Here is a 12,141-nt window from a genome sequence, read left to right as displayed (position 1 = left end):
ACGACTGAAGGCCGGTTCCCTCGGGAACCGGCCTTCGGCCGTTTCAGGGCGTCGTCGCGGGATGCCTCGCGGCTGCCTCGCGGCGGGCGCGACGACGCCGCACGACGAACACGAGCGCGATCACGAGCGCCACGATGCCGAAGACCACGAGCACGGGCGCCAGCACTGCGGCGAACGCGAGCGCGAAGCTCCCGGCGTCTTCCGCGGCACTCACGACCGGGCCGCCGAATCCGAGTGTCGCTGTGTTGACGACCGGCCGGGCGGCGGCCTTCGCCACGTGCACGAGCAGCGCGAGGCCGACGCCGATCGCGACGGGAACCCAGGCGTTCGAGCTGAAGAACGACCCGGGATCGGTCACGACGGCGGTCGTCGAGTCGATCCCGGTGCCGAAGACGATTCCGCCGGCGGTCGGCCTGACGACCGTCTGCACGACATCGTTCGCCGAGTCGAGACCCGGCACCTTGTCGGCGATGAACTCGACCGCGAGCAGGAGGACCAGCACGAGCAGGACCCACTCGTTCGAGAGCCACGCCCACGCGGGCGGCAGTTCGACGAGGGTCGTGAAGCGATCGAGCGCACCGAGCACGACGAGCGGGATCCAGGCGTTGAGACCGGCCGCGAGCGCGAGCCCGGTGCCGGTGAGCAGCTCGAGCATCCGCGCCTCCTCGTGGGTCGAGTCGAGTGTCGCACGATTAGAGTGGTGTCGTGTATCTGATCGGGCTCACTGGTGGTATCGCCTCGGGGAAGTCGACCGTCGCGCGCAGGCTGTACGAACACGGGGCGGTTCACATCGATGCCGACGACCTCGCCCGGCGGGTCGTCGCACCGGGCACCCCCGGGCTCGCGGCGGTCATCGCGGAGTTCGGCGAGGGCGTCCTCCGACCCGACGGCTCACTCGACCGCGCGAAGCTCGGCGAGATCGTCTTCAAGGACGACGCCGCGCGGGCCCGCCTGAACTCCATCGTCCACCCCGCGGTGCGGGAGCTGTCGTCGCGGCTTATCGCCCGCGCCGAGGCCGATGACCCCGATGCCGTCGTCGTGTACGACGTGCCGCTCCTCGTCGAGGCATCCGTCGATCACCCGTTCGATCTCGTCGTCGTGACGAACGCGCCGCGCCGCACCCAGGTGAAGCGGCTCGTCGAGGAGCGCGGCCTCGACCTGATGCAGGCCGAGGCGCGAGTCGACGCGCAGGTCGACAACACTCGGCGGCTCGCGATCGCCGACGTGGTCATCGACACCGACGGCTCGCTCGCGCACACGATGAGCCAGACCGACGCCCTGTGGGCGCGGGTCGTGGCCGAGCGCTCCGGACGCGATGTCGGAGGCCGCTCCTAGACTTGGAGCATGCAGGCCACGCGCTCAGTTCGCCCGTTCGAGGTCATCAGCGAGTATCGACCGAGCGGTGACCAGCCGCAGGCGATCGCCGAACTCGCCGGCCGCATCAACGCGGGTGAGACCGACGTCGTGCTGCTCGGAGCGACCGGTACCGGCAAGTCGGCGACGACGGCCTGGCTCATCGAGCAGGTCCAGCGTCCGACCCTCGTGCTGGCCCACAACAAGACCCTCGCCGCGCAGCTCGCGAACGAGTTCCGCGAGCTGCTGCCGAACAACGCGGTCGAGTACTTCGTCTCCTACTACGACTACTACCAGCCAGAGGCCTACGTCCCGCAGACCGATACGTTCATCGAGAAAGACAGTTCGATCAACGCCGAGGTCGAGCGGCTGCGCCACTCGACGACGAACTCCCTGCTCAGCCGGCGCGACGTCGTCGTGGTGTCGACCGTGTCCTGCATCTACGGCCTCGGCACGCCCGAGGAGTACCTCGGGGCGATGATGCCGCTGCAGGTCGGCCAACGGGTCGACCGCGACTGGCTCATCCGCAAGTTCGTCTCGATGCAGTACCAGCGCAACGACGTCGACTTCTCGCGGGGCACGTTCCGCGTGCGCGGCGACACGATCGAGATCATCCCCGTCTACGAAGAGCTGGCGATCCGCATCGAGATGTTCGGTGACGAGATCGAGGCGCTCTACAGCCTGCATCCGCTCACGGGGCAGATCGTCCGCCAGCTCGACGCGGTTCCCGTCTTCCCGGGATCGCACTACGTCGCATCGACCGACGTGATGCAGCGCGCCATCGGAACCATCCGCGACGAGCTCGACGAGCGCCTCGCCGAGCTCGAACGCGAGGGCAAGCTGCTCGAGGCGCAGCGGCTGCGCATGCGCACGACCTTCGACCTGGAGATGATGGAGCAGATCGGGTTCTGCTCGGGCATCGAGAACTACTCGCGGCACATCGACGGGCGCGCGCCCGGCGAAGCGCCGCACTGCCTGCTCGACTACTTCGCCGACGACTTCCTCGTCGTGATCGACGAGTCGCACGTGACGGTGCCGCAGATCGGTGCCATGTACGAGGGCGACTCGTCGCGCAAGCGCACCCTCGTCGAGCACGGGTTCCGGCTGCCGAGCGCCCTCGACAATCGCCCCCTCAAGTGGGACGAGTTCAAGGCGCGCGTCGGCCAGACCGTGTACCTCTCCGCGACGCCGGGCCGATACGAGATGGGCATCGCCGACGGCGTCGTCGAGCAGATCATCCGGCCGACCGGCCTCGTCGATCCGCAGATCGTCGTGAAGCCGTCGAAGGGGCAGATCGACGACCTGCTCGAAGAGATCCGCAAGCGTGCCGAGCGCGACGAGCGGGTCCTCGTCACCACCCTCACGAAGAAGATGGCCGAAGAGCTCACCGACTTCCTCACCGAGGCCGGGGTCAGGGTGCGCTACCTGCACTCCGACGTCGACACGCTCCGGCGGGTCGAACTGCTCACCGAGCTTCGCGCAGGCGTCTACGACGTGCTCGTCGGCATCAACCTGCTGCGCGAGGGTCTCGACCTCCCCGAGGTGTCGCTCGTCGCGATCCTCGACGCCGACAAAGAGGGGTTCCTCCGGTCGTCGACCTCGCTCATCCAGACGATCGGGCGCGCCGCGCGCAACGTCTCGGGCGAGGTGCACATGTACGCCGACGTGCTCACCGACTCGATGAAGCAGGCGATCGACGAGACGACGCGTCGGCGCGACCGGCAGCTCGAGTACAACCGCGTCAACGGCATCGATCCCCAGCCACTGCGCAAGCGCATCGCCGACATCACCGAGGTGCTCGCGCGCGAAGAGGCCGACACCGCTGCGCTGCTCGCGGGCCGCGACGGCCGTAAGAAGTCGCCGGTGCCGAACCTCCGTACCGAAGGCATCGCCGCCGAGGGCGCGAACGACCTCGAAGAGCTCATCCGCGACCTCAACGACCAGATGCTCGAGGCGGCCGGCGAGCTCAAGTTCGAACTCGCCGCGCGACTGCGCGACGAGGTGTCCGAGCTCAAGCGCGAGCTCCGGCAGATGGAGAAGGCGGGGCACCTGGGCTGACGGGTACGGCGGGCGCGCTGCAGTCTCGACGGGGGCGCCCGCCGGTCCGATTCGAACATCTGTTCGCCGACAGCGCATCGGTCGAGGCATCCGTGTCGGTGGGTCTCTCTAGACTCGAAGGGTGCCAGTTTCACGTCTCGATGCCCATTCGCGCCTGAGTGTCCGCGGTGCCCGCGTGCACAACCTGCACAACGTCGACGTCGAGATCCCGCGCGACGCGATGGTCGTGTTCACAGGCCTTTCGGGTTCGGGCAAGTCGTCGCTCGCGTTCGACACGATCTTCGCCGAGGGGCAACGACGCTACGTCGAGTCGCTGTCGGCATACGCCCGGCAGTTCCTCGGGCAGGTCGACCGGCCCGACGTCGACTTCATCGAGGGCCTGAGCCCCGCCGTGTCGATCGACCAGAAGTCGACGAACCGCAACCCCCGCTCGACGGTCGGCACGATCACCGAGATCTACGACTACATGCGACTGCTGTGGGCGCGCATCGGCGTGCCGCACTGCCCGGTCTGCGGCGAGAAGATCCAGCGGCAGACGGTGCAGCAGATCGCCGACCGGCTGATGGAGCTCGAGGAGGGCACCCGGTTCCAGGTGCTGAGCCCCGTGGTGTCGAAGAAGAAGGGCGAGTTCGTCGACCTCTTCCGCGAACTGGCGGCGCAGGGCTATTCGCGTGCCGTCGTCGACGGCGAACTCATCCGCCTCGACGAGCCGCCGAAGCTCAAGAAGCAGATCAAGCACGACATCTCCGTCGTCGTCGACCGGCTCGTCGCCGGGCCCGACGTGCTGGGCCGGCTCACCGACTCGCTCGAGACGGCGCTCCGGCTCACCGACGGCCTGGTGCAGGTCAACTTCGTCGACGAGTCGGGTCCTGACGCCTGGCACACCTTCTCCGAGAAGCTCTCGTGCCCGAACCAGCACCCGATCCAGCTCACCGAGATCGAGCCGCGCACCTTCTCGTTCAACGCGCCGTTCGGCGCCTGTCCCGAGTGCTCCGGCCTCGGCACGCGCATGTCGGTCGACGAAGAGCTGCTGCTCGGCGACCCGGCCCTCTCGATCACCGACGGCGTCATCCTCCCGTGGACCTCGCAGGGCAAGAGCCTCTACAACTACTACGAGAAGCTGCTCGACGGGCTCGCCCGCGACCTCGGCTTCTCCCTCGACACGCCGTGGGCCGAGCTCCCCGACGAGGCACGGCAGGCGGTCCTGCGCGGGCAGAACTTCGAGGTCAAGGTGCGCTGGCGCAACCGGTACGGCCGTGAGATGAGCTACACCTCGGGCTTCGAGGGCGTCGTGCCGTACATCGAGCGGCAGTACCTCCAGGCCGAGACCGACGTGCAGCGGGCGCGGTGGGCCGAGTACCTGCGCGAGGTGCCCTGCCCCGTGTGCGACGGCAAGCGGCTGAAGCCCGAGGTGCTGTCCGTGCTGATCCACGATCACAGCATCGCCGACGTCGGCCTGCTGAGCCTCACCGATGCGCGCGCATTCATGGACCGCCTCGAGCTCACCGATCGCGAGCAGGCCATCGGCGCCCAGGTGCTGCGCGAGATCAAGGTCCGCCTCGACTTCCTCATCCGGGTCGGCCTCAGCTACCTCGACCTCGCGCGCGCCGCCGGCACCCTCTCCGGCGGCGAGGCGCAGCGCATCCGCCTCGCCACGCAGATCGGCTCGGGCCTCACGGGCGTGCTGTACGTGCTCGACGAGCCGAGCATCGGCCTGCACCAGCGCGACAACCGGCGTCTCATCGACACCCTCGTCGCGTTGCGCGACCTGGGCAACACGCTCATCGTCGTCGAACACGACGAAGACACCATCCGCACGGCCGACTGGATCGTCGACATCGGCCCCGGGGCCGGTGTCAACGGCGGTACCGTCGTGCACTCCGGCAGCTACGACGACCTGCTGAAGAACACGCGCTCGCTCACTGGCGACTACCTGTCCGGCCGCAAAGAGATCGCGACCCCGGCGCGACGCCGGCCGATCGACCGCGACCGCATGATCTCGGTGCAGGGCGCCGCGGCGAACAACCTCCGCGGCATCGACGTCGAGTTCCCGCTCGGAACGTTCACGGCGGTGACCGGCGTGAGCGGCTCGGGCAAGTCGTCGCTCGTCAACGACATCCTCTACCGCGTTCTCGCGAACAAGCTCAACGGCGCACGCAAGGTCCCGGGCAAGCACCGCCGGGTGACCGGCCTCGAGCAGCTCGACAAGGTCGTGCACGTCGACCAGGCGCCGATCGGGCGCACACCGCGATCGAACCCCGCGACCTACACGGGCGTGTTCGACCGCATCCGCACGCTCTTCTCCGAGACGACCGAGGCCAAGGCCCGAGGCTACCTTCCGGGGCGGTTCAGCTTCAACGTCAAGGGCGGGCGCTGCGAGGCGTGCTCGGGCGACGGCACGATCAAGATCGAGATGAACTTCCTGCCCGACGTCTACGTCGCGTGCGAGGTGTGCGGCGGCAAGCGGTACAACCGCGAGACGCTGCAGGTGCACTACAAGGGCAAGAACATCGCCGAGGTGCTCGAGATGCCGATCTCCGAGGCGGCCGAGTTCTTCGAACCGATCTCGGCGATCCACCGCTATCTCAAGACGCTCGTCGACGTCGGACTCGGCTACGTGCAGCTCGGACAGAGCGCGACGACGCTCTCGGGCGGCGAGGCGCAGCGCGTGAAGCTGGCGACCGAGCTGCAGCGACGGTCGAACGGCCGCAGCGTCTACGTGCTCGACGAGCCGACGACCGGCCTGCACTTCGAAGACGTGCAGAAGCTCCTCCGGGTGCTCGGCAAGCTCGTCGAGAAGGGCAACACCGTGATCGTCATCGAGCACTCGCTCGACGTCATCAAGTCGGCCGACTGGATCATCGACCTCGGGCCGGAGGGCGGCTCGGGCGGCGGCCAGGTCGTCGCCACCGGCACTCCCGAGCATGTCGCGACGGTCGCCGAGAGCCACACGGGCTACTTCCTCCGCGAGATCTTCGACGCCGCCGCCGAGCGCGCCGACGTCGCCAGCTGAGCCGATGGTGAGCGCGCGACCGAGCTCCGACACGGTTCCGTACCGCCCGAAGCCGGGCGAGATCCCGACGAGTCCCGGCGTGTACCGCTTCCGCGACGCCGACAGGCGGGTGCTCTACGTCGGCAAGGCGAAGAACCTGCGGGCGAGGCTCTCGAACTACTTCGCTCCGCTGAGGAGCCTCCACGAGCGCACCCGGCGCATGGTCACGAGCGCCTCGTCGGTCGAGTGGACGGTCGTCGGCAGCGAGGTCGAGGCGCTCCAGCTCGAGATCACGTGGATCAACGAGTTCCATCCCCCGTTCAATGTCCGCTTCAAGGACGACAAGTCGTACCCGTACCTCGCCGTGACGATGGCCGACGAGGCGCCGCGAGCCTTCGTCACGCGCAATCGCAAGATCCGCGGCGCCCGCTACTTCGGGCCGTACCCGAAGGTGTGGGCGATCAACGAGACGCTCGAGATCCTGCTGAAGCTCTTCCCGATCCGCACGTGCAAAGACAGCGACTACCGGCGGGCGATGGCGAGCGGCAAGCCGTGCTTCGCCGGTCAGATCGGTCGCTGCTTCGGGCCGTGCTCAGGGCTCGTCACCATCGAGGAGCACCGCGAGAACGTCGACCGCTTCGTCGGGTTCATGCAGAATCAGGACCGGCGCATCGTCGGCGAGCTGACCGATCGCATGCAGGCCGCCGCCGCCGCGCAGGAGTACGAGGCAGCCGCCCGCTACCGCGACCGCCTGCAGGCGGCGAACGCCTTCTTCGAGAAGAGCGCGGTCGTGCTCGGCGACAAGGTCGACCTCGACGTCTTCGGCGTCGACCACGACGAGCTCGCCGCCGCCGTCCAGCTGTTCATCGTCCGGGGCGGTCGAGTGCGCGGCGTGCACTCGTGGACCGTCGACAAGGAGCTCGACGTGCCGCTCGGCGACCTCGTCGACTCGATCGTGCAGAACGCCTACGCCGATGGGCTGACTCCGCCGGCCGAGGTCGTCGTTCCCGAGCTCCCCGACGACGCTGCGGCGCTCGAGGACTGGCTGGGCGCGACCGCCGGACGGAAGGTGCGCCTGCGGGTGGCGCAGCGCGGCGACAAGGCCTCGCTCCTGCAGACCGCGACGCAGAACGCACGCCAGACGCTCATGCTCTACAAGACCCGTCGTAGCGCCGACTTCACGACGCGCTCGCGTGCCCTCGAAGACATCCAGGAGGCGCTCGGCATGGCCGATGCGCCGCTCCGGATCGAGTGCTACGACGTCTCGCACCTGAGCGGCACCAACATCGTGGCATCCATGGTGGTCTTCGAAGACGGCCTGCCGCGCAAAGACGAGTACCGCCGGTTCACGATCCCGCAGTCGAGCGACGACACCGACTCGATCCATCAGGTGCTCACCCGACGGTTGGCGTACCTCGCGAACGCGCACGAGGCTGCGGCCGAGCGCGAGGGAGACGCCGGCGACGCTCCCGAGCGGCGCAAGAAGTTCGCCTACCCGCCGAACCTGCTCGTCGTCGACGGCGGGCAGCCGCAGGTCGCGGCCGCGGAGCGCGCCCTGCGGGAGTCGGGAGTCCAGGGCATCTACCTCTGCGGCATCGCGAAGCGTCTCGAGGAGATCTGGACGCCCGAGAGCGACTTCCCGGTCATCCTGCCGCGCAACAGCGACGCGCTCTTCCTGTTCCAGCGGGTGCGCGACGAGGCCCATCGGTTCGCGATCACGCACCAGCGGCAGCGTCGCAAGCGCGACATCGGGTCGGTGCTCGCCGAGATCCCGGGCCTGGGCCCCGCCCGGGTGAAGGAGTTGCTGCGCCATTTCGGCTCGGTCGCGCGGTTGCGTGCGGCCGACGAGCACGCCATCGCCGAAGTGAAGGGCATCGGCCCGACGCTCGCGGCGACCGTCCACGCGCAGCTGCACGCCGATCCCGCGCCCGCACCCCGCTAGGCTGGTGTGTCGGTACGAGAAGGGGGCTGGCATGGCGGCGGGGGAGCCCGAGCGGCAGGAGATGCTCATCGTCACGGGGATGTCCGGTGCCGGACGATCGACCGTGGGCAATGCGCTCGAGGACCTCGGCTGGTACGTCGTCGACAACCTGCCGCCGCAGATGCTGCGCCCGCTCGTCGAGCTCGTCGAACGAGCCGGCACGTCGCTGCCGCGCATTGCGGCGGTCGTCGACATCCGCGGCCGTGACTTCTTCGCCGAGCTCCAGGACATCATCCAGGCGCTGCGCACCGGCGTGAACGTCCGCGTCGTCTTCCTCGACGCGAACGACGCGGTGCTCGTGCGGCGTTTCGAGGCGGTCCGCAGGCCGCACCCGCTGCAGGGCAACGGCACCCTCCTCGACGGGATCGGCGCCGAACGTGCTCGCCTCGCGACCCTTCGCGAGGCGAGCGACTTCGTCGTCGACACCTCCGACCTCAACATCCACCAACTCGCCAACCTCATCACCGAGACGTTCGCCGACGCCGACCATGCGGGCCTCCGGGTGACGATGCAGAGCTTCGGCTTCAAGTACGGTGCTCCGACCGACGCCGACCTCATCGCCGACGCCAGGTTCCTGCCCAATCCGTTCTGGAATCCCGAACTGCGACACCTCACGGGCGAAGACGCCCCGGTGCGCGACTTCGTGCTCGGCCAGCCGGGCGCCATGGAGTTCATCGACGCCTACGCCAAGGCGCTCGAACCCGTCCTCGCCGGCTACCAGCGAGAGAACAAGCGGCACGCGACGATCGCGATCGGCTGCACGGGCGGCAAGCACCGCTCGGTGGCGATGGTCCGAGAGCTGAGCGAGCGCGTCGCGAACATGCCCGGCGTCGTCGTGAGCGTGAAGCATCGCGACCTCGGTCGCGAATGACGCCGGGCCCGCAACACAGATTGGAACACAGGTGCCATTGACCGCTGATGTGAAAGAGGAGCTCGCCCGCGTCGAGGTCTCCAAGACGAGCGTACGAGTCGCGGAACTCGCGTCCGTGCTGCGCTTCGCCGGCGGACTCCACATCATCCAGAACCGCATCGCGATCGAAGCGGAGCTCGACTCGAAGACGGTCGCCAAGCGCGTCACCCGCGATCTCGGCGAGATCTACGGTGTTCGTCCCGACGTCTCGGTGATCTCGCCGTCCGGTGTCCGCCGCACCAACCAGTACCTCATCCGCGTGCTCGACGGCGGCGAGACCCTCGCCCGTCAGACGGGGCTGCTCGATGCGCGTCGCCGGCAGGTGCGCGGCCTCCCGAACAAGCTGACGACGGGCTCGCGCGACGAGATCGCCGCGGTCTGGCGCGGCGCCTTCCTCGCGCAGGGGAGCCTCACCGATCCCGGCCGCTCGGCCGCGCTCGAGATCACCTGCCCCGGCAACGAGACGGCGATGGCGCTCGTCGGGGCGGCCGGGAGACTCGGCATCTCCGCCAAGGCGCGCGAGGTGCGGGGCGTGCACCGCGTCGTCATCCGCGACGGAGAGGCGATCAGCGCGATGCTCTCGGCCATGGGGGCGACCGGCACCGTCCGCAACTGGGAGGAGCTCCGCCAGCGCCGCGAGGTGCGGGCGACGGCCAACCGGCTGGTCAACTTCGACGACGCGAACCTGCGCCGGTCGGCCCAAGCCGCAGTCGCCGCGTGCGCGCGGGTCGAGCGGGCGATGGAACTGCTCGGCGACGACATCCCCGACCACCTGCGCTACGCCGGCGAGCTCCGGCTCGCGCACCGCGATGCGAGCCTCGACGAGCTCGGCCACCACGCCGACCCGCCGATGACGAAGGACGCCGTCGCCGGACGGATCCGGCGACTGCTCGCGATGGCCGACAAGCGTGCCGCCGACCTCGGCGTCCCGGGCACCGAGGCGAGCCTGCCTGCTGATCTCGACGAGGTCTGAGCCCCAGTCGTCCTTCCCGCCGTTGCCCCGCGTGACGAGCCCCGATGGCGGCGTCGGGGTCGGGCATAGACTCGGGAGAGCGGCCGTGGAGACCCGGGTGAGACGCCCGGGTGCCCCGGCGCGTCTGACAAGGAGAAGCAATGGCTGACTACACCCTCCCCGATCTCGCCTACGACTATTCGGCGCTCGAGCCGGCGATCAGCGGCACGATCATGGAGCTGCACCACTCGAAGCACCACCAGGCGTACGTGACCGGCGCGAACACCGCGCTCGCCCAGCTCGCCGAGGCGCGCGACTCGGGCAACCTCGCGAACGTCAACAAGCTCGAGAAGGACCTCGCGTTCAACCTCGGCGGCCACGTCAACCACTCGATCTTCTGGACGAACCTGTCGCCGAACGGCGGCGACAAGCCGACCGGAGAGCTCGCCGCCGCGATCGACGACCAGTTCGGCTCGTTCGACAAGTTCCAGGCCCACTTCACCGCGACGGCGCTCGGCGTGCAGGGCTCGGGCTGGGCCGTGTTGGCGTGGGACTCGCTCGGTCAGCGCCTGATCATCGTGCAGTTCTTCGACCAGCAGGGCAACCTGCCGGCCGGGATCGTTCCGCTCCTCATGCTCGACGTCTGGGAGCACGCGTACTACCTCGACTACAAGAACGTGCGCGCCGACTACGTCAAGGCGTTCTGGACGATCGTCGACTGGGAGAACGTCCAGCAGCGCTTCACCGCAGCTGGTGAGAAGACCTCAGGGCTGCTGCTACTGTCGTAAATCGGATGGTGTCCCCGGCATCGTCCGGGGACGCCGTCGTCCGATCCGTCCATCCGTGAAACGGCGCGATCCGCGCCACGTCAGGAGACATCCGTGTCTGTAAAGATCGGCATCAACGGCTTCGGCCGTATCGGCCGCAACTACTTCCGCGCGGCACTCGCCCAGGGCGCCGACCTCGAGATCGTCGCGGTGAACGACCTCACCGACAACAAGACGCTCGCCCACCTCCTGAAGTTCGACTCGGTCACGGGCCAGCTCGACGCCACCGTCGAGTACGACGACGAGCACATCATCGTCGACGGCACGCCGATCCGCGCCTTCGCGGAGCGCGACCCCGCGAACCTCCCGTGGGGCGACCTCGGCGTCGACATCGTCATCGAGTCGACGGGCTTCTTCACGAAGGCCGCCGACGCGCGCAAGCACCTCGAGGCCGGGGCGAAGAAGGTGCTGATCTCCGCACCCGCGACCGACGAGGACGCGACGTTCGTCATGGGCGTGAACGAAGACACGTACGTGCCAGAGCGCCACCACATCATCTCGAACGCCTCCTGCACCACGAACTGCCTTGCGCCGCTCGCCAAGGTGTTCAACGACGCGTTCGGCATCGAGCGCGGTCTCATGACCACGGTGCACGCCTACACCGCCGACCAGAACCTGCAGGACGGCCCGCACAAGGACCTGCGTCGCGCACGCGCCGCGGCGATCAACATCGTGCCGACCTCGACCGGCGCCGCCAAGGCGATCGGGCTCGTGCTGCCCGAGCTCGTCGGCAAGCTCGATGGCTTCGCCCTCCGCGTGCCCGTGCCGACCGGCTCGATCACCGACCTCACCGTGACGGCCTCGCGCACCGTGACGGTCGACGAGATCAAGGCCGCCTACAGGGCCGCCGCCGAGGGGCCGCTGAAGGGCATCCTCAAGTACTCGGAGGACGAGCTCGTCTCCTCCGACATCGTCTCCGACCCGCACTCGTCGATCTTCGACGCCGGACTCGTGCGCGTGATCGGCGACCAGGTGAAACTGTCCGCCTGGTACGACAACGAGTGGGGCTACTCCAACCGCCTCGTCGACCTGACCGAGTACGTGGCCGACCGGCTCTGAAAGCGAGAA

9 protein-coding genes are annotated in these 12,141 nt (G+C 68.7%); 8 read left to right on the top strand and 1 reads right to left on the bottom strand.

What is annotated here, in order from left to right; genetic code table 11:
* Positions 1-43: 43 nt before the first annotated feature.
* A complete protein-coding gene (locus ACFWGP_RS04900; RefSeq protein ID WP_376930235.1) occupies positions 44-655 on the bottom strand; it encodes a DUF4126 domain-containing protein in 612 nt (203 codons plus the stop codon).
* Between the two features lie 50 nt (positions 656-705).
* Here ACFWGP_RS04900 and coaE point away from each other — a divergent pair, with 50 nt between their 5' ends.
* From coaE to gap, 8 genes are all read left to right on the top strand, one after another.
* Complete coding sequence (gene coaE / locus ACFWGP_RS04895; protein WP_231430927.1) at positions 706-1,335, top strand: dephospho-CoA kinase; 630 nt, start codon at positions 706-708, stop codon at positions 1,333-1,335.
* Between the two features lie 9 nt (positions 1,336-1,344).
* On the top strand, positions 1,345-3,411 hold the full coding sequence (uvrB, locus tag ACFWGP_RS04890; protein ID WP_231430928.1) for an excinuclease ABC subunit UvrB: 2,067 nt from the start codon (positions 1,345-1,347) through the stop codon (positions 3,409-3,411).
* Positions 3,412-3,532: 121 nt separating this feature from the next.
* A complete protein-coding gene (gene uvrA, locus ACFWGP_RS04885) occupies positions 3,533-6,424 on the top strand; it encodes an excinuclease ABC subunit UvrA (RefSeq protein WP_231430929.1) in 2,892 nt (963 codons plus the stop codon).
* A gap of 7 nt (positions 6,425-6,431) precedes the next feature.
* Positions 6,432-8,345 carry an excinuclease ABC subunit UvrC gene (gene uvrC / locus ACFWGP_RS04880; RefSeq protein WP_275506931.1) on the top strand — a complete coding sequence of 638 codons (1,914 nt, stop codon included), beginning with the start codon at positions 6,432-6,434 and terminating at the stop codon, positions 8,343-8,345.
* A 31-nt stretch (positions 8,346-8,376) separates the two neighbouring features.
* The gene (gene rapZ / locus ACFWGP_RS04875; RefSeq protein WP_231430931.1) at positions 8,377-9,255 is read left to right on the top strand and encodes an RNase adapter RapZ; all 879 of its coding nucleotides are present in this window, start codon (positions 8,377-8,379) and stop codon (positions 9,253-9,255) included.
* Positions 9,256-9,286: 31 nt separating this feature from the next.
* Positions 9,287-10,267, top strand: coding sequence for a DNA-binding protein WhiA (gene whiA, locus ACFWGP_RS04870; RefSeq protein ID WP_231430932.1), 981 nt, complete (start codon positions 9,287-9,289; stop codon positions 10,265-10,267).
* Positions 10,268-10,407: 140 nt separating this feature from the next.
* On the top strand, positions 10,408-11,034 hold the full coding sequence (locus tag ACFWGP_RS04865) for a superoxide dismutase (RefSeq protein ID WP_275506932.1): 627 nt from the start codon (positions 10,408-10,410) through the stop codon (positions 11,032-11,034).
* A gap of 93 nt (positions 11,035-11,127) precedes the next feature.
* On the top strand, positions 11,128-12,132 hold the full coding sequence (gene gap, locus ACFWGP_RS04860; RefSeq protein WP_376930234.1) for a type I glyceraldehyde-3-phosphate dehydrogenase: 1,005 nt from the start codon (positions 11,128-11,130) through the stop codon (positions 12,130-12,132).
* Positions 12,133-12,141: the final 9 nt, after the last annotated feature.

Origin of the sequence: Agromyces sp. NPDC127015 (genome assembly GCF_042725165.1) — a bacterium.
In the GTDB taxonomy this organism is placed as follows: domain Bacteria; phylum Actinomycetota; class Actinomycetes; order Actinomycetales; family Microbacteriaceae; genus Agromyces; species Agromyces chromiiresistens.
This window is presented reverse-complemented; position numbering and strand designations above follow the sequence as displayed.